Source organism: Streptomyces sp. NPDC029164 (assembly GCF_055563995.1).
Genome location: NZ_JBVHWW010000043.1, coordinates 37034 through 58096, shown reverse-complemented (window position 1 = coordinate 58096; position 21063 = coordinate 37034). Strand labels below are relative to the sequence as shown.

The window sequence follows — 21063 nt, the reverse complement described above, 5'->3', positions numbered from 1 at the left end:
CGATGCCGGAGCCCAGCATGCACTTTCCCCACTCGCCGGCCGAAGAGGCCGTCGCCGCCGAACTGGCCGGTGCGCGGCCCCGGCTCGGCCCCGGGTACACCGCCGCGCTGAGCGGCGCCCGGGCGGCCGTGCTGACCCGGCTGTGGCGGGCGCTGGCCTTCGAACCGCTGCCGTGGATCGTGGGCCGGGAGCGCGGGCCGGACGGCCTGGCGCTCCTGCTGGAGGGCGGCGCCCGGCTGGAGGGCCCGCTGCCGGATCCGTACGCGACCGAGCCGTACGTGAGCGAACTGCTGCTCGACGGTAGGCCGTACGGGCAGGCCGCGGCCCTGGTCACGGCGCTGGGGGTGGCGCACGGGAGGGAGTTCGCCGCCGAGCTCGACGCCAGTACGGCCTCCCTGGCGCTCTCCCGGGCCGGACAGCCGCCCGCCGGCGAGGATCGCGCCGCGCGGGCCACGTGGGAGTGGGAGCAGCGGGTCGTCGACGGTCATCCGTACCACCCGAACTGTCGTTCCCGGCCGGGCTTCTCGGTGGCCGAGCAGCTGGCGTACGCCCCCGAGCACCGCCCGGTGGTGGAGCTCGGCCTGGTCGCCCTGCCGGCTGAGAAGTGCCTGGTCACCGGCGACTGGCCGGAGCCGCTGCGCGACGCGGGGCGGATCCTGGTCCCGGTGCATCCGTGGCAGGCGGCGCACGTGCTGCGACACGAGCCGGTGCGCCCCGGATTCGCCGCGCACCCGCTGATGGCCCTGCGCACGCTGGCGCCGGCCGACGGCGGCCCGCACGTGAAGACCGCGCTGAGCGCCCGGCTGACCTCCTCCGTACGGGACATCTCCGTCTATTCCGTGGAGACGGCGGCGGCCGTGTCCGCCTTCGCCCAGGGCCTGTGCGAGCGGCTCGACGGCCGGCTGCACATCACCCGCACCCTGGGCGCGGCGACCGCGCACACCCCGGATCTGGCGGCCGTGCTGCGGGAGCCGCCGGAGGTCCACGCGGACGCCGCCGCCGGTGAGCGGGTGCTCCCGGTGGCGGCCCTGCCCTCCTTCGCGCCGGCGCGCTCGGCGGCCTGGCGGGCGGACTTCGCCCGGCTCGCGCTGTCGGTGTGCCTGCGGGTGCTGGAGCTGGGGGTGGCCCTGGAGGCCCACGGCCAGAACCTCCTCGTCGTCCTCTCCCGCACCGGGGCCCCGCTCCGGCTGGTCTACCGCGACCTCGCCGACATCCGGATCAGCCCGGCCCGGCTCGTCCGCCACGGCCTGCCGGTGCCGCCCCTGTCCGGCAGGCTGATCACCGACGACGTGACCGTGCTGCGGCGCAAGTTGTTCGGATCCCTGCTGACGGGGGCGCTCGGCGCCACGGCGGGCTCGGCCGGGGCCTTCGCCGACGCCCTCGCCGAGGTCGCCGCGCTGCCGGCGACCGCCGACACCGAGGCCCTGCTGACCGGGCCGCTGCCCACCAAGGCGCTCACCCTGATGCGGCTGAGCCCCGGCATTCCCGGCGACCAGTGGGCTGAACTGCCCAATCCGCTTGTCGGAGGGTGATCCGGAGCACCGGAGCCGGGGGTCCCCCAGGCCTATCCGGGCGGCTACTGTCCAGGGGTATGACGGAGACCTCGGACCTGACCTCGGTGAGAGCGTCTTACGACGCCGTCGCCGTCGACTATGCCCGGCTGGTCGGGACGGAACTGGTCCACAAGCCACTGGACCGGGCCATGCTGGCGGCCTTCGCCGAGTATGTGCGCGGCGACGGCATGCGCGGCGACGAGGTCCGCGGTGGCCGGGCGGTCGCCGATCTGGGTTGCGGCCCGGGACGGGTGACGGCGCATCTGGACGGGCTCGGCGTACGGGCCTTCGGCGTCGACCTGTCCCCGGCGATGGTGGCGGTGGCCCGCCGGACCTACCCCGGCCTGCGGTTCGAGGTGGGGTCGATGACCGCGCTGGACATGGCCGACGGAGTACTGGGCGGGGTGCTGGCCTGGTACTCCACCGTGCACACCCCGCCCGCGGAACTGCCCGAGATGTTCGAGGAGTTCGCCCGGGTGCTGGCGCCCGGCGGGTACGCGCTGATCGCCTTCAAGGCGGGCGACGAGAGAGTCCGGCTGGAACACGCGTACGGGCATCCGGTCGAGCTCGACGTGTACGGGACGCCGCCCGACCTGGTCGCGGGCCTGCTGGGCGGGGCCGGGCTGACCGAGGTGGCCCGGCTGGTCCGCGGTCCGGACGCCCGCGAGAACTCCCCGCAGGGCTTCCTGCTGGCCCGCAAGGAGTGATCCTGGGCAGGGGGCCCGCCGTCTGACCGGTGGCCCCTCTCCTTCACCAGCGCAGCGGCAGCCGGGTCACACCCCGCATCAGCATGCCGGGGAGCCAGTCCCGCGGGCCCGCGTCCGGGTCCTCGGCCAGTTCCGGGAAGCGCTCCAGGAGGGCGCGGATCGCGATGCGGCCCTCCATCCGGGCGAGCGGCGCGCCGAGGCAGAAGTGGATGCCGTGGCCGAAGGCGAGGTGGCCCGGGCCGGGACGGCGGATGTCGAACCTGTCGGGTCCCGGCTGCGCGAAGCGGGCCGGGTCGCGGTCCGCCGCGGCGAGGGCGACCAGGACGGAGGAACCGGCGGGGATCCGGATGCCGCCCAGCTCCACGCCGGTGCGGGCGAAGCGGTAGGTGGCGTGCTGGACCGGGCCGTCGTAGCGCAGCATCTCCTCCACGGCTCCGTCGATCAGGCCGTCCGGGTCGGCGCGCAGGGCGGCGAGCTGGTCGGGGTGGGCGAGCAGGGCCCGTACTCCGTTGCCGATCAGGTTCACGGTGGTTTCGTGGCCCGCGACCAGCAGCAGGAAGGCCATCCCGATCAGCTCGTCCGGGGACAGCCGGTCGCCGTCCTCGTCACGGGTCCGGATCAGGGCGCTGAGCAGGTCATCGCCGGGGTCCGCGGCCTTGGCCCCGACGAGTTCGAAGAGGTACGCGGTCATCTGCTCCAGGACCCGGCCGTCCGCGCCGACCCCGTCCCGCGGGGCGACGATCTCGTTCGACCAGTAGCGGAACCGCGCGCGGTCCAGGCCGGGTACGCCGAGGAGTTCGCAGATCACGGTCATGGGCAGCGGTACGGCGAGGGACCGGATCAGGTCGGCCCGCCGGTCGGGACGGGCCGCCATCTCGTCGAGCAGTTCGCCGGTGATCTGCCGGACGCGGGGGCGCAGGGACTCGATCCGGCGGGCCGTGAACTCCCGCGCCACCAGGCCGCGCAGCCGCGTGTGGTGGGGCGGGTCCGCGTCCAGCATGCTCGTGGCGACGGCCGGGACGGTTGCGTCCCCGAGCAGCCCGGTGCCGAACCAGTTCTTCGACAGGTCGGGATGGTTCAGGGCCTGCCGGGCCTCCTCGTGGCCGACGACCAGCCACGACCGCTCGCCGCCCAGCACCACTTCGTGGACGGGGCCGGCGGTGCGCAGCGCGGCGTAGAAGGGGTACGGATCGGCGTTGAAGTCACCGGTGTGCGCGCTGAGGTCGACGAGGGGCATGGGTGCAGCCTAGGCGGGTGGTGTCGATCGGGCCGGTCTGTCCATACGACAAGCCGAACCGTTTCGGCCATGAGCCGTTCGGGGGGCTGGCCGGTGTGTGTGGGCCCGCCTTCACGGCGATCGGGGCGGGCGGTGGCAGGAAGGAGGTATGAGCCTCCATCGCCGCCAAGTCCTCGGCAGCGCCGCCGCGGCGGTCCTCGCCACCATCGGCGCGGGCGCCCGGGGCCCGGACTACGGGGCGCTGGCCAGCGGGACCGACGGGCGGGTGGTGCTCCCCGGCGACCGCGACTACGCGGAGGCCCGCCGGCTGTTCCAGCCCCGCTACGACGCCGTCGCGCCCGCCGCGGTCGCCTACCCCGCGCACGCCGAGGACGTGGCCGTCTGCCTGGACTTCGCCCGCCGCTCCGGCGCGGCCGTCGTCCCGCGCGGCGGCGGCCACGGCTACGCGGGCTGGTCGACCCGCGCCGGGGCGCTGGTCGTCGATACCGGGGCGATGGCGGGAGTGGCGGTCGAGGGGGACGGCGTACGCATCGGCGCGGGGGCCCGGCTCGGGGACGTGCACGCCGCCCTCGCCGGGCGGGGCCTGGCCGTCCCGACCGGGCTGTGCCCCTCCGTCGGGATCGCCGGGCTCACCCTCGGCGGCGGCCTGGGGCTGGCCTCGCGGGCGTACGGGGCCACCGCGGACCGGCTCACGGGGGCCCGGGTGGTCACCCCCGACGGGCGCGTGCGCGAGGTCGCCGCCGACCGCGATCCGGAGCTCTTCTGGGCCCTGCGCGGTGGCGGGGGCGGCAACTTCGGCGTGGTCACCGAGTTCCGTTTCCGTACGCACCCGGCTCCGCGGGACTGTGCCTTCGCCGAACTCCACTGGCCCGGCGGCGACTGCGCGGACGTGCTGCGCGGCTGGCAGCTCTGGCTGACCGGGCTGCCGGACCCGTTCTGGAGCCAGGTGGAGTTCACGGTCGAGGCCGGTGCCGGAGCCGGGGATCCGGCGCCGCCGGCGGTTCGGGTGGTGTGCCTCGACGGACGCGGGGAGCTGGAACGGCAGTTGACCCGGCTGTCGGACCTGGTCGGCGGACCCCCGCGGGACGACTGGACCGTCGTACGCAGTCACGCGGACACCCTGCGGGCCATGTCGGGCTGTCTGGACCTGACCGCGGCGCAGTGCCGGCTGCCGGGCACCCTGCCCGGGCGGGACCCGCAGGGCCGGCTCGACCGGCACTCGTACGCCGCCCGCTCCGACTTCTGGGCGGGTGCCGGGCTGCCCGACGCGGCGATCGGCGCGGTCCTGGACGCCGTACGCCGCTACGCGTCCGAGGCCGGCGTTCCCCGGGGCGGCCTGGCGGTGGTGCAGTTCGACGGGGTCTGCGGCGGCGCGCTGAACCGGGTCGCGGTCGCGGACACGGCCTTCGCGCACCGCGACAGCGCCTTCCTCGCCCAGTACCTCGTGCACTGGCCCGATTCCGCGCCGGCCGCCGAGGTGGCCCGGCACGAGGCCTGGCTCGACGGGCTCTGGCAGGACCTGCGGCCCTGGGCGAGCGGCCGCGCCTACCAGAACTACACCGACCCGAAGCTCACCGGCTGGCGCGAGGCCTACTACGGTCCCCACCTCGCCCGCCTGGAGGAGGTCCGGCGTGCCTACGACCCGGACCGGCTCTTCCGTTTCCCCCACGCCGTCTAGGGAGTGTCCGGAATGCGACGTATGGTGATGGTGGCCGCGCTGGCGGCCGCCCTGCTGGTGCCCGGAGGTCCGCTGCCCGTGGCCGAGGCCGGGAGCACCGCCGCGGCGAGCGCGGGCCGCTGGTCCGCCCGCGAGGCCGAGTCCTTCTGGACGGCCGAGCGGATGGCCGCCGCCGCCCCGCTGCCTCCCGTGACACCGGAGCCGCCCGAACCCCCGGCACCCGAACCGCCGTTGGAACCCTTCGCGCCGCTGGATCCGGTCGCACCGCCGGACCCGCTGGAGCCGACGCCCGCCGGAACTCCGACCCCGGTCACGGCGGAGCCGTCCGTGACCCCGTCGGCCTCCCCGTCCCCCCTCGCCCCCGTTCCCACCCCCGCGATTCCCCCGCCCACGCCCACGCCCACTCCGACACCGACGCCGCTGCCCGTTCCGAAACCGACTCCGACGCCGACGCCGACTCCGAAACCGACACCCCAGCCGTCCCTGCTTCCCGCGCCCGCCCGTCCCGCGGTCCCCCGGGTGCCGGCCACCGACCCCGGCATCGGGCAGAACTTCGACGGCATCCCGGTCGTCGGCCGGATGTTCCTCGTCAAGAACGGCGGGTCCTACTTCTGCACCGCGAGCGTGGTCGCCTCCCCCGGCCGCAACCTCGTGCTCAGCGCGGCGCACTGCCTGCTCGGCTCGGACACCCGGCAGGTGGCCTTCGTACCGCGGTACACCCGCGCGAAGCCGCAGCCGTACGGCATGTTCCCCGTCCTGCGGGACGCGGCCGGGCGCTCCCGGATCTGGATCGACCCGCGCTACCGCTCCCAGGGCCCCGACCGCGCCGCCACCCTCGACGTCGCCTTCGCCCAGGTGGGCCCGGACGCGCGGGGCCTCCCGGTGCAGGACGTGGTCGGCGGGAACCGGCTGGTCACCGGCTCCGCCTACGCGCACGCGAAGGTGTCGCTGATCGGGTACCCGGCCTCGGCCGCCCGTCCACGCCTGTGCGTGAACCGGACGACGAAGTTCACCAGCAAGGACGCGCGGATCCCGGGATCGTTCCTGCGCATCGACTGCACCGGCTACCCCGGCGGGACCAGCGGCGGCCCGTTCCTGCTCCGTTACAACGGGCAGACGGGTACCGGTGACGTGGTCGGGGTCATCGGCGGCTGGAAGACGGGCGGGGACACCGCCGACACCTCGTACAGCTCCTACTTCGGCGCGGACATCAGGAAGTTGTACGAGAAGGCGGTTGCCGGGGCGAAGGTGCGGTGAGCACGCGCACCCAGCGGGTCCGGCGCGGGTTCCCGACCGTACGCGGGGCCGCCGGAAGCCCGTCGCCGGCGGCCACCTCGGCGGAGGCGAGGCCGAGCCGGCGACGGAGGTCGGCGAGGGCGGCGTGGACGGGCGCGAGGACCACCTCGGCGCCGGGGTCGATGGACGCGAGGGCGTGGGCGGTGGTCTCGATCGCCTCGGCGGCGTCCTCGGCCGCGGTCCGGCTCCACCCTCCGGGCGCTCCGATGCCCCAGGGCGCGATGGTGTCGTAGAGGTGGCAGGCGGCATCGGCCACGGCGTCGGCCCGTTCCCCGACGCCCGGCGCCGCGATGGTCGGCAGTTCCATGCCGGGTCAACGAGCCGGTCCCGCCCGGGGGTACGACCTGATGCGCCGCCGACCGGCCGGTTGGGCCGGGGTCGGGGGTGTGTCGGGGCGATCCCCGCAGGGCGCCGAACACAACAGGGCTCCGCTCTCCGACCCCTCGGCACGTTCGGCGCCCGAGGAGACGCCCCGGCGCGCGCCCGACCCCGGCCCAACCGGCCCCCACCCCACCCCGGTCCGAGCGGCGCAGCCACCCGACGCTCGGGCTCGTTGACGACGCAACTCCTGACCGCCACGACTTGGCGTTGTCACGAAACGGTCATCATTCGGTCCCGTTGTGATGAAAAACGGAGGCAAGTATGCCGATACAGAACGTCTGTCCCCGCCCACTCCGTACGGAGCCGCGTGTCCCACCGGAAACCGAAGCCGCGATTGATGTCGCGCCGCACCGCCCTGGCATGCACCGGGGGCGGACTCGCCGCCACCGTCCTCGCGGGCGCCGCCGCCTTCAGCGGCACGGACCGAAGCCCCGCCCGAGGGGAGGGCGGCGGCCTGCGGGAGCAGGGGGAGGGGGAGGGCCGTGCCGCGGGACCGCCGGCCGAGAAGGCTCCCGTACCGGGGCAGGCGTGGATGCCGGACACCACCGGCAAACCCCTGACGGTGAACTTCACTCCGGGCGGGCTCACGGAGATGCGCGGTCTGATCCTGCACGTGCAGGAAGGTGAGAACTCGCTCCACGAGCATTTCAGCGATCCCGCCGTCAAGTCCTCCTCGCACTTCTGGGTCTCACAGTCCGGCGAGATCGAGCAGTACGTCTCCGCACACGACCGGGCGTGGGCACAGGGCACGGGGAACCCGCTGTGGCTGTCGGTGGAGACCTCGGGGTTCGCGCGCCGACCGCTCACCGCGGATCAGGTGGAAGCCGTCGCCCGGATCTACATCTGGGGCATGGCGCAGCACGGTTGGCGCCTCGAACGAGCCTCGACGCCGCTCGGCCGGGGGTTCGGCATCCACAGCATGGGAGGCCGGGACTGGGGCGGCCACGCCTGCCCCGGCCCCCTCCGTGCGGCCCAGACGGTGGAAGTGCTCTCCTCCGTCGTCCGCATGCTCCCCCGCTAGGCTCCCCGGCGGATCCGCCGGGCCACGGCGTGCGAGGCCGCCGTGGCCGCCCCGGCGAGCGCGAGGCCCTGGACCACCTCGCGGGCCCGGGTGGGTCGCAGGACCCCGTCGCGGCGCAGCCGGCCGCGCGCCCACAGGGTGAAGGGGACCACGAGCAGCGGCGAGGTGATCACGCCGGGCGTGTAGCCGCGGGTCGCGGCGGCCTGCGCGAGGTGGACGAGCCCGTGCAGGCCGAAACCGTTCAGGGAGGCCTGGTAGAAGGCCGAGCGGCCGCCGGTGCGGTAGCCGTCGACGGAGGCGGCCGCGACGACGAGTCCCATCACACCGACGGCGGTGGCGAACTCGCGGCCGTCCACGGCTTCCACGCTCCGCCAGACCCGGTCGGGGACGCGCGGGTGGCGCTGGCGCAGCACTGGGACCCGGGTACGGGTCCAGCGCGCCATGGTGGCCGCTTCTTCGAGGTCGTGCACGGTCCAGGCGGCGAGCAGTCCGAGGCTGACGGCGCTGCGCGATATCGAGGATGCGTTCATGCGGCAACAGTCTGCAGCCACAAGGGCAGGAGGAGGAGCGACACGAGCGAACTCTTGATCACCAGCGACGCGGAGAGGTCGACGCCCACGTCGTAGCGCTGGGCGAAGATGAACAGGTTCTGCGGGGTGGGCATCGCGGCGATCAGGACGAGGTACGCCAGCCACTCGCCCCGGACGCCGAAGAGCATCCCGCACACCGCCCAGGTCAGCAGCGGGAACGCCAGGCACTTGAAGCCCACGATGGCGAGCTCCTCGCGCGTGGTGCCCCGCACGTGCAGGCCGAGGCCGCCGAGGTGGAGGCCGAGGGCGAACAGGGCGACCGGCGAGGCGCTGGCGCCGACGAAGGCGGCGCCGTCCAGGACCACTCCCGGTACCTTCACCGAGAGCAGGTTGAGCGCGATGCCCGCGTTGCAGGCGAGGACCACCGGGGTGGTGAGCGAGGCGCCGACGGCCCGGGCGAGGCGCCGGGCCGGGCCGCCCGCCGCCGGGCCCGCACGGCCCAGTTCCATGAGGGCGATGACGACCAGGGAGAGCACGCACACCTGGAACAGCAGGATGGGGAAGATCGGGGCCGCCGTCCCGAACACGGTGATGAAGACGGGGACGGCGAAGTAGGCGGTGTTGACCTGGACCCCCGCCATCACGCGGAGCGCCACGACGCGGGGCTCCCGTATGCCGTGGGCGACCGCCGCCACGGCGACGGCCGCGACCGCGAGGGCGGCCGACCCGGCGTAGCCGCCTATCGCCCGCCAGTTGAAGAGGGCCGCGAGGTCACTGGCGTAGATGTTGCCGAAGAGGTAGCAGGGGACGGCGAAGAGGAAGGCGTAGTCGGAGAAGACCTTGGAGGCCTCGGCCGGGACGATCTTGCGGCGCGCGAGGAACACCCCGCCGCCGAAGGCCAGCAGCACCGGCACCAGCTTCTCCAGCGCGGCCGCCCCACCCATGTTCTCTTCCCCCGTGATCGTCCGGCGAGCAGCCTACCCATACCCCCGGTTCGGGGTCCGAGCGGGCATAGGCTGGTCCGATCATGAGCGACAGATCCCGCACCTGGTGGGGCGGCCGGAACCGCGACCGCACCCGCGCCCCTTCGACCGGCACGCCCGGTGCCCGCACGCCCGATGCCCGCACGCCCGGCGCCCGCACGCCCGGTGCCCGCGTGCCCGGTGCCCGCGTGCCCGGCACGCTGGGCCAGCTCGCCGCGCTGCTGCGCACGCCGGCCCGGCCGGCGCAGCCCCTGCTGGGGCAGGCGGCCAAGCGCTGGCAGCGGATGCTGCCGTACGTCGTCGTCGGCATCTTCGTGGTGACGCTGCTGCCGGTGACCATCGCCGTGCTGACCAACGACTACGGGCTGGACGGCGGCTGGGCGGGCGCGCTCGGGGTGGCGCAGACCGTGCCGCTGCTCCTCGCGGTGGTCCGGCCGCTGCCCGCGTGGGGCCTCGTCCTGGCGGCGGACTTCACCGGCGCGGTCCTGCTGATCGGTGCCGACAAGGTGGCCGGGCACTCGTGGCCGTGGCCGCCGATGACCATCGTCGGCTACCTGGCGCTCATGGCCTGCCTGGGGCTGCGCGAATCCATCCGGACCCTGGTCGGGGTGTGGCTGGTGACCGGCGCGCTCGGTGCGGCGCTGGGCTTCTCCCAGCCTGATGGCGTGATGAACTCCGCCGCCCTGCTGTTCGTATTGAGCGGGGTCATGCTGGTGCTGACGGGCGCCCTGCGCGGGCTGGGCGACGCGCAGCAGCGGATCGCCGAGCAGGAGAGCATCAGCGAGGCGGAGCGGGCCCGGCGGACCCTGCTGGAGGAACGGGCCCGGATCGCCCGCGAGTTGCACGACGTGGTGGCGCACCACATGTCGGTGATCACCGTCCAGGCGGATTCGGCGCCGTACCGGCTGCCGGGCATGCCCGAGGCGGTCCAGGAGGAGTTCGCGTCGATCGCGGCCGGCGCCCGGGAGTCGCTGGGCGAGATGCGGCGGCTGCTGACGGTACTGCGCGGTGACGGGGCGAACGGCGGCGCGGAGGGGGAACGGGCCCCGCAGCCGGGGATCGACCGGCTGCAGCAGCTGGTGGAGGCGACCGTACGGGCCGGGCAGCCGGTGGAGCTGTCACTGGCGGCGGGGGCGGCCGGGGCGGCGCCGCCCGCGGTGGACCTGTCGGCGTACCGGATCGTGCAGGAGGCCCTGGCCAATGTGGTGCGGCACGCGCCGGGCGCGCGTACCCGGGTCTCGGTGACGGTCGACGAGGACGAGGTGCTGGTGCTCGTGGTCAACGGTCCGGCCCGGGACGCCGTGGTGGAGCTGGAGAGTTCGGGCACGGGGCACGGTCTGGTGGGGATGCGGGAACGCGTACGGTTGACCGGCGGGACGCTGGACACCGGTCCGCTGCCCGACGGCGGCTTCCGGGTCGCCGCCCGCCTGCCCCTGAACGACCCGACCGAGGACGCAAGTTGACCATCCGTGTGATCATCGTCGACGACCAGGCCATGGTGCGGGCGGGGTTCGCCGCGCTGCTGTCGGCGCAGGCCGACATCGACGTGGTGGGCGAGGCGCCCGACGGGCGGCAGGGCGTGCAGGTGTCCCGCTCCACGCACCCCGACGTGGTGCTGATGGACGTGCGGATGCCGGAGATGGACGGGCTCACGGCGGCCCGGGAGATCCTCGATCCCCCGCCCGGGGTCGTGCACCGGCCGAAGGTGCTGATGCTGACCACCTTCGACATCGACGACTATGTGTACGAGGCGCTGCGCGCCGGTGCCTCGGGTTTCCTGCTGAAGGACGCCCCGCCGGCCGATCTGATCGCGGCGGTACGCGTCGTCGCCTCGGGCGAGGCACTGCTGGCGCCCTCGGTGACCCGGCGGCTCATCGCGGACTTCGTCCAGCAGCGGCCGGCTCCGCGCAAGGACCCGGCGCTGCGGCTGAACGGTCTCACCCCGCGGGAGACCGAGGTACTGGAACTGATCGCGCGCGGACTGTCGAACCAGGAGATCGCGGGTCATCTGGTGCTGGCGGAACAGACGGTGAAGACCCACATCGGACGGGTGCTGGCCAAACTCGACCTGCGGGACCGGGCCCAGGCCGTGATCTTCGCCTACGAGGCGGGTCTGGTCCGGCCGGGCGACTCCGCCTGAGCACAGGGCCGGGGCTGCTCCGCCAGACCGGGCAGCCGGGCGACCGAGGCCGCGCGCAGCAGGGCGGACCCGGGCGGGGGTAGCGCGGCCCTGTCCTCCTCCACCCCCTACCGGGGTATGACATCCGACTTGGCACCACGGTCCGACGTACGCGCCGACACCTCCTTCCTACCTTCCTCCTCGTCACGAGGAGAGGAGAAGGGGCATGCGCCGCTTCGGAAGGACGCTGGTCACGGCCGCGCTGGCGGTGACCGTCGTCGGGGGGACCGCCGGATGGGCCTCGGGCGAGAGCCAGGAGGCGGTCACCGGGCCGCCGCCCGGCACCGCCGGATGGCGGGCCGATACGGCGTCCGGCCGGGCACTGCCCGACCCGGCGACCGCGACACCGCGCGAGGTGGCCCGGTTCTTCGCCGGGCTCGACGAGGCGGCGCGCCGGCGACTCCTGCGCGAACACCCGCTGGTGGTCGGCAATCTGGAGGGCACGCCGCTCCCCCTGCGGTACCAGGCCAACCGGATCGCGATCGCCGCCACGAGTGAGGCCCGGTACGCCTCCCTCGCCGCGCCGGACCGGCGGATCCTCGCCTTCGACCCGCGCGGCCGGGGCCAGGTAGCCGAGGTGTTCGGGGACCTGGAGCACGCGGAGCACGTCGCGGTGATCGTGCCGGGGTCGGACAACGACGCCACCACGCACGACGCGCGGCGCACGCCGAACACCGGCCCGGCCGGGATGGCCCGGGCGCTGCGCGAGGCGGCCGGGGGGACGACGGCCGTCGTGGCGTGGACCGGTTACACCACGCCGGTCGGTGTCGGCCTGGACGCGGCCGACGGCCGGCTGGCCACGGCCGGGGCGGCCCGCCTGGCCCGGTTCACCGCCGGGCTCGACGCGGTCGGCGCCCCCGACCCGGTGCTGTTCTGCCACAGCTACGGCTCGGTGGTCTGCGGACTGGCGGCCCGTCACACCGACGCCTCCGACATCGTGGCCTTCGGCTCCCCCGGGATGCGCGCCGACACCGCGGCCGGGCTGCGCACCGGCGCCCGCGTCTGGGCGGCCCGGGGCCCCTCCGACTGGATCGCGGACGTCCCGAACGTGCGGTTCGCCGGGATCGGCCACGGCGCCGACCCCACCTCCGCGGCCTTCGGCGCCCGCCGGGTGCCCGCCGCCGACGTCCAGGGCCACACCGGCTACTTCATGCCCGGCACCCAGTCCCTGACGGCCTTCGCCGCCATCGCGAAGGGAGCGGCCCGATGAGCGCCTCCGCCGTCCCGGCCCCGATGAGGAAGGCCGCCGAGCGGATCGACCGGCAGACCCCCGCCCACCGCGACCGGGCGGTCGACGGGCTGCGCGCCCTGGCGCTGCTCGCCGTGCCGACCGGCCACTGGCTGCTCGGCGGCTTCACCCTCGACTCCGACGGCGGCCTGCACAACGCCAGCCCGCTGTCGGCCTTCGGCGCTCTGGCGCCGGCCAGTTGGGTGCTCCAGATGCTCGGCATCTTCTTCCTGGTCGGCGGCTACGCCTCGGCGCTCTCCTACCGCCGCCGCCCCGGTTCGGCGGGCGCGTGGCTGAAGGGCAGGACCGTCCGGCTGGGCCGACCGGTGCTCGGGGTCACCGCGGTGTGGGCGCTGGCCGCGCCGGTGCTGTACGCGGCCGGGGTGCCGGAGGCCTCGCTGCGCACCGGGGCGACGCTGGTGATCCAGCCGCTGTGGTTCGTCGGGGTGTACGTGGTGGTCACCGCGCTGACCCCGTACTGCGTGCGGGCGGCGGGCCGCCTCGGCGGCTGGGCCGCGGCCCCGCTGCTCGGTTCGGTGGCCGTGGTGGACTTGCTGCGCTACGGGCCGTTCGCCGACTCCGTACCGTCCTGGCTGTCCCTGGTGAACATCCTGCCGGGCTGGCTGTTCGCGTACCAGCTGGGCGTCTCGTGGGGCGAGCGGCGGATCGGGCGGCGCGGGGCCTGGCTGCTGCTGGCCGGCGGGACGCTGGTGTTCGCGGCGCTGCTGCTGGTCTTCCACTATCCGGCGTCGATGGTCGGCGTACCGGGCGCCGCGCGGACCAACTCGCATCCGCCGTCGTTGCTGGTACTGGCCCTGGCCTCGGTCCAGTCGGGTGCGGCGATCCTGCTGCGCGACCGGCTGGCGAAGCTGCTGGCCCGGCCGGTCCTGTGGGCTCCGGTGGTCGTGATCAACCTGTGCGCGATGACGATCCTGTGCTGGCACCAGACGGCCATGCTGGCCGCGGCGGTACCCGGCTCGTTCGTGGGCGGGGGCGTGGGCGTGGGCGTGGGCGGGGGCGGGCTGGCCGGGCTGACGACGGCTCCGGACAGCCTGGGCTGGATCGCGGCGCGGGTGGCGTGGATGCCGGTGTTCGCGGTGCTGCTGGTGGGCATCGCCCGGTACGCGCGCCGGTTCGAGCACCCGCCGGAGGGAGCGCGCGGGGGCCGGGCGCTGCGCCGGACCGTGGCGGGGCTGCTGGCGGCGGGGTTCGCGGTGTTCGCGCTGGGCCTTGCATGACCCTGATACGACGAAAGCGCCGCTCCTTTCCGGGAGCGGCGCTCTCGTCACGTACGGGTGCTCCGCGTCAGGCGATCGAGGCGGCGACGATCGCGGCCACGGCCAGGTTGCAGGCGGCCGAGACCCAGACCGCCGGGTGGGGTTCCGGGTCGACGACGATGGCGCCGAGCTTGCCCGGCGTCACCAGGTCGAGCACCAGGAAGGCGACCGCCATCAGCAGCAGGCCGAGCACGCCGAACGCCGCCGTCGACGCCAGGCCCTTGCCGAAGTCCTGGTACGTCGTCCAGATCGAGGTGAAGACGATGCCACCGATGCCGAGAAGCGCGGAGCTGAGGAAGAGGGCCGCGTTGCGGTTGCGCTCCTCCCAGATCTGCTTCGGAAGCTTCCCGGGCGTCAGCACGTCCACGAGGACGATGCCGAGGATCAGCAGGACCAGGCCGAGGGCGCCGTAGGCGCTGGTGCGGCCAAGTCCGTTGATGATGTCGCTCATTGAGAAGCCTGTCTCCGCGTGGGTGGGAAAGTATGTGCCGTGGGGAGGCCGAATCTATCGCACGGCCTTGTGGCGGACCATGGGGAGGTCAGGAAATGGTAAAGCTCAGGGCCGCGCGGGCGGCCGAGGCGGGGGCCCTGACCGGGCTGGTCATGCGGTCCAAGGCGCACTGGGGGTACGACGCCGGCTTCCTCGCCGCGTGCGCGCCGGAACTGCTGATCCGCCCCGACGAGGTGACGGCCCGCCGGATCGTCGTGGCCGAGGACCGGCGGGGCACGGTCCTCGGGGTCGCCTCCCTGGAGGGGGCTCCCCCGCTGGCCGCGCTGGGGCTGCTCTTCGTCGAACCGTCGGCGATCGGCCAGGGCGTGGGGCGGCTGCTGTACCGGGACGTGCTGCGCCGGGCCGTGGAGCTGGGCGTGCGCAGGCTGGTGATCGACGTCGATCCGCACGCGGCCGGGTTCTACCGGGCGATGGGGGCGGTGGCGATGGCCGGCCCGTCGGACGCGGCAGCCCCGGCGGCCTCCGCACTGGTGCGGTTCGAGGCGGCTCCCGTCCCGCTCGCCGGCTGGGCGCGGGCGTGGACCGGGGGCGGGCGGGCCGTGCACGTGGGCAACGTGGCGGAGTTCAACGCGCAGTTCGCCGACGCCTCCCTCGACCGCGGGCAGTCGGCCGCGCACCACTACGCCTGTCTGGCCGCCTTCTACAGCCCTGACCCGGCCGCTCTGGTCCTGCCCCGGCCCGTCCCGAGGGGCTGGACCGAGCTGGTCTGCCGCCAGCTGGGCTGGTCCGAGGTCGAGGTGTACGACGGACTGGTGGAAGGGGATCCCGGCCTGTGCGAGGCCGTACGGGCCCGGCCGGCGCTGGCCGCGCTGCTGACCGGGGCCGGGCTGCCCCTCGTACCGTGGGGACGGACCCGGCCGTTCGGGCGGCTCGCCGGCCGGCCGTGGCGGGCCGGGGAGCTGCGCTACGAGTCGAAGTCCGCGGCGCACGCGCTGTTCGGGCGGATCCTGGCGGACGGCGGACATCCCCAGATCGTGCTCCCCGCGCAGTGGCGGGCCACCGGCCGGTGGACTGCGGCCCGGCTGCTGGCGGCCCGGACCAGGGCGGGCGAGAGCACTGTTCTGAAATCGGAGCACGGTGTCGGGGGTTCGGGCACCACGGTGGTCACCCCCGATCGGGTCCGGGCCGCGGGCGGGGCCCGCGCCGTACTGCGCCGGCTGCCGCGCGGACCGCTGCTGGTGGAGGAGTACGTGGCCGGTCCCGCGGAGGGCGAGGGTCCGCGGGATCTCACGTACGACGGCTTCGTGGACGGGGCGGGCCGGGTGCACGAGGTCGGCGGGGCGGTGATGGATGTGACGGACGGCTGCTACCGGGGCGCCACGGTGGGCCCGGGCGTGCTGCCGGCGTGGGCGGAGAAGCCGCTCGCCTCCTTCGGGGCGGCGGTGGGCCGGGAACTGGCGGAGTCCGGCTACCGGGGCTGGTTCGACGTGGACTTCGTCGCCGACGGCGCCGGCCGGCTCGCACCGACCGAGACGAACCTGCGGCTGACGGGACCCTCCGTCGCCTTCATGGTGGCGGCCCGGCTCGACGCGCTGCGGGGCGCGGGGCACCTCGTACGGATCGCCGACCGGGTGGAGCTCGGCGCGCGGCTGCCCGAGGCCCAGCTGAACGAGCTGTGCGCGGCCCTGGCCCGCGGCTGCGCGGAACTCGGAGCCGTCTTCGTCCCGGCCATCCCGACCGCGGCGTTCGAACCGGCGCCCTGGCTCGGCGTACTGGTGGCCGCGCACGACAGGCAGACACTGGACACGGCCGAGTCCCTCATCCGATCCGCAGCCCAAGCGGTCGGCACGGAGTTCACCACACTCACCCGCCCCACCCCGTCCCCCCGCTAGGCCGTTTCGTTCCAAGAGCGCATCTCCCCGGAGTGCCGTCCGGGAACGCCGGCGATCACTCAGTCGTCGTCCTCGCCGAAGTCGAAGGGATCGGCCGGTTTCGCGACGAGGTAGGCGGCGACGATGGCTCCCGCGATCATCAGCGGGATGTTGAAGGTGTAGACGAGCGCGGCCTGTCGGGGCCAGTCCTGCTTGGCCGCCAGCCGGTAGAGGTTGTCCTGCGGCCACCAGGCCAGCAGGAGGTAGGACACCGCCAGGTGGGCGGCCGCGGTGATGCGGCGGCCGCGGCCCCGGCTCCGCATCCGGGCGCGGCCCCCGAAGAGGAAGACCACCCCGACGCCGAAGGCGGCGCACTCGAACAGGTAGAGGACGAAGAAGAGGAACGCCCAGGGCTGCGGCACCCCGGTGAGGTCGGTCGATCCGGGCCAGAAGAGGTTCGTGAGGATCAGCGCGACGAAGCCCAGGCCGACGCCGCCGCAGCCGCCCGCACAGGAGGCCGGGAGTGCCTCCCCCGTCGTGGCGGCCCCGTACTTCCCCGACGGGCTCCGGCCGCTCCCCCTCGCCGTGGCTGCGGGCAGGACGGGCAGCGGCAGGGCGGCCCGGTCCTCCCGGCCGGCCCGGTTGCGGGGCAGGGCGCGCAGCCGGATCACGGTGCGCGGGGTCTCCTCTCTGGGCACCTTCCCCGACAGGTGGTCACGCAGCTCCTCGATGTCCGGCAGCGGGGCCACTGGGGAAGAGGAACCTCCGGCGGGCGGGGCGACGTAGGCGACGAGGCGGCGCGGGCCGCGCGCGCTGTCGACCGCGTTCACGATCACTGAGCCGATGCCCTCGTGGCTGCGGATCGCGGACTCGATCGGGTAGGGGTCGACGGAGCGTGGGCCGGGCAGGGTGATGCGGTCTCCGAGCCGGCCGCCGAACTCCAGCAGTCCGTCCTCGCGGAGCAGGCCCAGGTCGCCGGTGGGTATCGCGTCACCGGCGCCGGGCGGGGTGAGGCGGATCTGCCCGTCGCGGACCTCTGCGCGGCAGCCCGGGAAGGGGGTGCCGAGCAGGGAGAGCTTCTCCGGGTCGTCGAGCGGGCGGGGCAGCTGCGGCAGTTCGAACCAGGCGCCGATCCCCGCGCTCTCCGCGAGCCCGTACACGTTGAGCACGCGCGCGCCGGGCCGGAGCAGGATCTGGAGGGCCGCCTGGTCGTCGAGGTAGAGCCGGTCTCCGGAGACGGCGAGCAGCCGCAGCGAACGGTAGGCGGTGCCCGGCCCCTCTTCCCCTCTCAGCAGGTCGAGGGCGGTGGCCGGGTCGGTGTGCAGGACGGTGACGTGCTCACTCTCCACCGCCTCACGGATGTCCTCGGGCTTCCAGGGGGACCGCCGGGGAAGGACCAGGGTGCCGCCCGAGCACAGGGCCCGGGTCCAGCCCGCGGCGAAGGCGGTGACGTCCGTGCCGGCCGCGATCAGGTGCCGGTCCGCCGGGGTGAGCCGGGCCACCTCGGCCCAGCTGTCGTGGGCGGCGAGCAGCAGGCCGTGGCTGACGGGGACGGCGCGCGGCTCGGCCGCCCCGGTGAACAGGAGGGCGGCGTTGCGGCCGGGCGCCGGGGCCGGCGGCAGCGCGGGCGCCTGCGCCTCGGGGTGCTCCGCCGGCTGGTCCTCCCGCTGTCCGGCGATCCCGTCGGCCTCCGCGCCCAGCCGGATCACCTTCAGGCCGCTGCCGTTGTCGAGGGCGGCCCGGTGGGCGAGATGGGTGAGCAGGACGAAGGGCTCGGCCGCGGTGAGCTGGCGCTGCCCGGTGAGCGGGGTCTCGGCGTCGACCACGACGTACGTCCCACCGGCCTTGAGGGCGGCGAGGAGGGCGACGACCAGTTCGGCCTGCCGGCCGGTGCCGATGGCGACGAGGCCGCCGGGCGGCAGGCCGGAGGCGAGCAGACGGTGCGCCAGCCGGTCGGCCCGCGCGTCCAGTTGCCCGTAGGTGAGGCTCTCGGGGCCGACGATGAGGGCGTGGGCCCCGGGGGTGTCGCGGGCCCACTGCTCGAAGCGTTGCAGGACGGTGTCGGCGGTTCGCTTGCCGAAGCGTACGGACTCGGATCCCTGCGTCATGAACCGATGATGCCACCGGGCACCGACAGTGGAGGGGGAAGCCGAAAATCCTTCGTAAGCACCGGAGTTGGAGCTCCTGCGGGCGGTACGACACCGAAAGCTTGACCTCAGGTTAAGTTGAGGTCCTAACGTTCGGGTCATGGACATGGAAGTCACCGCCTGGACCTCGCTGCACAGCGCGATCAACGCCCAGCAGGACCGCCGCCCGCTCTCCCGGGCCGGCCTGCGCCGCGTCGCCGCCTTCGCCCGCCCGCACCGGCGCGGGCTCACCCTCTTCCTCCTGCTGAGCGTGGTGACCGCGCTGCTCGCGGTGGCCACCCCGGTGCTCGCCAGCCGGGTCGTCACCGCCATCGTCGACGGCCGGGACGGCGCGGCCGTCACCCGGCTCGCCCTGCTCATCGCGCTGATCGCGGTCGCGGAGGCCGGGCTGGGGCTGCTGACCCGCCGGCTCTCCGCCACCCTCGGCGAGGGGCTGATCCTCGATCTGCGGACGGCGGTCTTCGACCACGTGCAGCGGATGCCGGTCGCATTCTTCACCCGCACCCGGACGGGGGCCCTGGTCAGCCGGCTGAACAACGATGTGATCGGCGCCCAACGGGCCTTCAGCAACACCCTGTCGGGGGTGGTCGCCAACACCGTGACCCTGCTGCTGACCCTCACCGTGATGCTCAGCATCTCCTGGCAGATCACCCTGCTGGCGCTGGTGCTGCTGCCGGTGTTCGTGCTGCCGGCCCGCCGGATGGGGGTGCGGATGGCGGCGATGCAGCGGGAGGCCTCCGCGCTGAACGCCGCGATGGGCACCCAGATGACCGAGCGGTTCTCCGCCCCCGGCGCCACGCTGGTCAAGCTGTTCGGCCGGCCCGCCGACGAGTCCGCGGAGTTCGCGGCCCGGGCGGCGCGGGTGCGGGACATCGGGATCCGGACGGCGATGGCCCAGTCGGCCTTCATCACGGCGCTCACCCTGGTCTCGGCGCTGGCCCTCGCGCTCGTCTACGGGCTCGGCGGGTTCTACGCCCTGCGCGGTTCCCTGGACGCCGGTTCCGTCGTCGCCCTCGCCCTGCTCCTGACCCGGCTGTACGCCCCGCTGACCGCGCTCGCCGGAGCCCGCGTCGAGGTGATGAGCGCGATGGTGAGCTTCGAGCGGGTCTTCGAGATCCTCGACCTGAAGCCGCTCATCGCGCAGAAGCCGGACGCCCGCCGGGTGCCGGAGGGACCGGTGACCGTGGAGTTCGACCGGGTCTCCTTCGGCTACCCCGCCGCCGACAAGGTCTCGCTCGCCTCCCTGGAGGAGGTCGCCACCCTCGACGCCCGGGGCGGTACGCAGGTGCTGCACGAGGTGTCCTTCCGCGCCGAGCCGGGCGAGATGATCGCCCTGGTCGGCTCGTCCGGCGCCGGCAAGTCGACGATCGCGCAGCTGCTGCCGCGGCTGTACGACGCCGACGCGGGCGCGGTGCGCCTCGGCGGGATCGACGTACGGGACCTGACGGCCGACTCGATCCGCGAGACGCTCGGCATGGTCACCCAGGACGGGCACCTGTTCCACGAGTCGGTACGGGCCAACCTGCTGCTGGCCCGGCCCGAGGCCACCGAGGAGGAGGTCTGGGAGGCCCTGCGCCGCTCCCGCCTCGACGGGCTCGTCGCCTCGCTGCCGGACGGGCTGGACACGGTGGTCGGTGAGCGCGGCTACCGGCTGTCGGGCGGGGAACGGCAGCGGCTGACCATCGCGCGCCTGCTGCTGGCCCGGCAGCGGGTGGTGATCCTCGACGAGGCCACCGCGCACCTGGACTCCACCTCGGAGGCGGCGGTGCAGGAGGCGCTGGGCGAGGCCCTGGCGGGCCGGACCGCGGTGGTGATCGCGCACCGGCTGTCGACCGTACAGGCGGCGGACCAGATCCTCGTGGTCGAGGACGGCCGGATCGTGGAACGGGGCACGCACACCGGGCTGCTGGCCGCGGGCGGCCGGTACGAGGAGCTGTACCGCACGCAGTTCGCGGCGGCGGACACGGCGGCGGACACGCCTGCCGACCTGGCCTCGGGCGGCGCGGCACCGGTGCCGGGAGCATGATGCTGTGATGGACATCAAACTCGAACTGGTCGCCGTCCCCGTCACCGATGTCGACCGGGCCAAGGCCTTCTACGAGAAGCTCGGCTTCAACGCCGACCACGACGTCACCGTCAGCGAGGACATCCGCTTCGTGCAGCTGACCCCGCCGGGGTCGGCGTGCTCGATCGCGATCGGCAAGGGGCTGACCCGGATGACCCCGGGATCACTCGACAACATGCAGGTCGTCGTCACCGACATCGAGGAGGCGTACGAGGACCTGCGCGGCCGGGGTGTGGAGGTGACGGAGATCCAGGACCTGCCGTGGGGCTCCTTCGTCTACTTCTCGGACCCGGACGGCAACGGCTGGGCGGTCCAGCAGACCACGCCGCGCAAGACGGCGGGCTAGCCCTTGCCCGCGGAGCCGGCTTCGGGACCCGGACCGGGGGCCGGGGGGGGGGGGGGGGGGGGGGGGGAGGGGGGGGGGGGGGGGGGGGGGGGGGAGGGGGGGGGGGGTGGCGT

General features: G+C 74.5%; 18 protein-coding genes. 12 read left to right on the top strand and 6 right to left on the bottom strand.

Translation table 11 applies throughout. From position 1 onward, the window contains the following. The first annotated feature begins 17 nt into the window (after window positions 1-17). Both ACZ4VT_RS32635 and ACZ4VT_RS32630 read left to right on the top strand, forming a co-directional pair. Window positions 18-1532, top strand: a complete 1515-nt coding sequence (locus ACZ4VT_RS32635; protein WP_467955025.1) for an IucA/IucC family protein — start codon at window positions 18-20, stop codon at window positions 1530-1532. 59 nt (window positions 1533-1591) lie between these two features. Next, window positions 1592-2260 carry a class I SAM-dependent methyltransferase gene (locus ACZ4VT_RS32630; RefSeq protein ID WP_467955024.1) on the top strand — a complete coding sequence of 223 codons (669 nt, stop codon included), beginning with the start codon at window positions 1592-1594 and terminating at the stop codon, window positions 2258-2260. A gap of 43 nt (window positions 2261-2303) precedes the next feature. On the opposite strand, the gene ACZ4VT_RS32625 is transcribed toward ACZ4VT_RS32630, so the two are convergent. Then, window positions 2304-3497, bottom strand: a complete 1194-nt coding sequence (locus ACZ4VT_RS32625) for a cytochrome P450 family protein (RefSeq protein ID WP_467955023.1) — start codon at window positions 3495-3497, stop codon at window positions 2304-2306. A gap of 148 nt (window positions 3498-3645) precedes the next feature. Here ACZ4VT_RS32625 and ACZ4VT_RS32620 point away from each other — a divergent pair, with 148 nt between their 5' ends. Together ACZ4VT_RS32620 and ACZ4VT_RS32615 are read left to right on the top strand one after the other, a co-directional pair. Continuing rightward, window positions 3646-5175 carry an FAD-binding oxidoreductase gene (locus tag ACZ4VT_RS32620; protein WP_467955022.1) on the top strand — a complete coding sequence of 510 codons (1530 nt, stop codon included), beginning with the start codon at window positions 3646-3648 and terminating at the stop codon, window positions 5173-5175. 12 nt (window positions 5176-5187) lie between these two features. Further along, complete coding sequence (locus ACZ4VT_RS32615) at window positions 5188-6432, top strand: trypsin-like peptidase domain-containing protein (protein WP_467955021.1); 1245 nt, start codon at window positions 5188-5190, stop codon at window positions 6430-6432. On the opposite strand, the gene ACZ4VT_RS32610 is transcribed toward ACZ4VT_RS32615, so the two are convergent. Next, a complete protein-coding gene (locus ACZ4VT_RS32610) occupies window positions 6386-6778 on the bottom strand; it encodes a hypothetical protein (protein WP_351297289.1) in 393 nt (130 codons plus the stop codon). The genes ACZ4VT_RS32615 and ACZ4VT_RS32610 overlap by 47 nt on opposite strands. A 411-nt stretch (window positions 6779-7189) precedes the next feature. Here ACZ4VT_RS32610 and ACZ4VT_RS32605 point away from each other — a divergent pair, with 411 nt between their 5' ends. Then, window positions 7190-7873 (top strand): peptidoglycan recognition protein family protein, encoded by a 684-nt coding sequence (locus ACZ4VT_RS32605; RefSeq protein WP_467955020.1) that lies wholly within the window; start codon window positions 7190-7192, stop codon window positions 7871-7873. On the opposite strand, the gene ACZ4VT_RS32600 is transcribed toward ACZ4VT_RS32605, so the two are convergent. Then, window positions 7870-8403: an HXXEE domain-containing protein gene (locus ACZ4VT_RS32600; RefSeq protein ID WP_467955019.1), complete on the bottom strand. Its 534-nt coding sequence runs from the start codon at window positions 8401-8403 to the stop codon at window positions 7870-7872. The two genes, ACZ4VT_RS32605 and ACZ4VT_RS32600, sit on opposite strands and share 4 nt — an antisense overlap. Further along, window positions 8400-9347, bottom strand: a complete 948-nt coding sequence (locus ACZ4VT_RS32595) for an AEC family transporter (protein ID WP_467955018.1) — start codon at window positions 9345-9347, stop codon at window positions 8400-8402. The genes ACZ4VT_RS32600 and ACZ4VT_RS32595 overlap by 4 nt, the downstream gene beginning before the upstream one ends. A gap of 83 nt (window positions 9348-9430) precedes the next feature. On the opposite strand from ACZ4VT_RS32595, the gene ACZ4VT_RS32590 reads away from it, so the two are divergent. From ACZ4VT_RS32590 to ACZ4VT_RS32575, 4 genes are all read left to right on the top strand, one after another. Then, window positions 9431-10849 carry a sensor histidine kinase gene (locus ACZ4VT_RS32590; protein WP_467955017.1) on the top strand — a complete coding sequence of 473 codons (1419 nt, stop codon included), beginning with the start codon at window positions 9431-9433 and terminating at the stop codon, window positions 10847-10849. Further along, on the top strand, window positions 10846-11526 hold the full coding sequence (locus ACZ4VT_RS32585; RefSeq protein ID WP_327411849.1) for a response regulator transcription factor: 681 nt from the start codon (window positions 10846-10848) through the stop codon (window positions 11524-11526). Before ACZ4VT_RS32590 ends, ACZ4VT_RS32585 begins: the two co-directional genes overlap by 4 nt. 205 nt (window positions 11527-11731) lie before the next feature. Then, the gene (locus tag ACZ4VT_RS32580; RefSeq protein ID WP_467955016.1) at window positions 11732-12775 is read left to right on the top strand and encodes an alpha/beta hydrolase; all 1044 of its coding nucleotides are present in this window, start codon (window positions 11732-11734) and stop codon (window positions 12773-12775) included. Next, window positions 12772-14031: an acyltransferase family protein gene (locus tag ACZ4VT_RS32575; RefSeq protein ID WP_467955015.1), complete on the top strand. Its 1260-nt coding sequence runs from the start codon at window positions 12772-12774 to the stop codon at window positions 14029-14031. Before ACZ4VT_RS32580 ends, ACZ4VT_RS32575 begins: the two co-directional genes overlap by 4 nt. A 67-nt stretch (window positions 14032-14098) precedes the next feature. Here ACZ4VT_RS32575 and ACZ4VT_RS32570 read toward each other — a convergent pair whose 3' ends face one another. After that, entirely contained in the window at window positions 14099-14521 is a 423-nt protein-coding gene (locus ACZ4VT_RS32570) for a DUF350 domain-containing protein (protein ID WP_030721670.1), read from the bottom strand. A gap of 95 nt (window positions 14522-14616) precedes the next feature. Here ACZ4VT_RS32570 and ACZ4VT_RS32565 point away from each other — a divergent pair, with 95 nt between their 5' ends. Beyond that, window positions 14617-16413 (top strand): GNAT family N-acetyltransferase, encoded by a 1797-nt coding sequence (locus tag ACZ4VT_RS32565; protein ID WP_467955014.1) that lies wholly within the window; start codon window positions 14617-14619, stop codon window positions 16411-16413. A gap of 59 nt (window positions 16414-16472) precedes the next feature. Here the strand turns inward: ACZ4VT_RS32565 and ACZ4VT_RS32560 are convergent, their stop codons facing one another. Beyond that, window positions 16473-18500, bottom strand: a complete 2028-nt coding sequence (locus ACZ4VT_RS32560; protein WP_467955013.1) for an AMP-binding protein — start codon at window positions 18498-18500, stop codon at window positions 16473-16475. Between the two features lie 139 nt (window positions 18501-18639). Between ACZ4VT_RS32560 and ACZ4VT_RS32555 the strand changes: the two genes are divergently transcribed. Beyond that, window positions 18640-20565, top strand: coding sequence for an ABC transporter ATP-binding protein (locus ACZ4VT_RS32555; RefSeq protein ID WP_467955012.1), 1926 nt, complete (start codon window positions 18640-18642; stop codon window positions 20563-20565). 7 nt (window positions 20566-20572) lie between these two features. Next, window positions 20573-20950, top strand: coding sequence for a VOC family protein (locus ACZ4VT_RS32550; RefSeq protein WP_030721658.1), 378 nt, complete (start codon window positions 20573-20575; stop codon window positions 20948-20950). The last annotated feature ends 113 nt before the right edge of the window (window positions 20951-21063 follow it).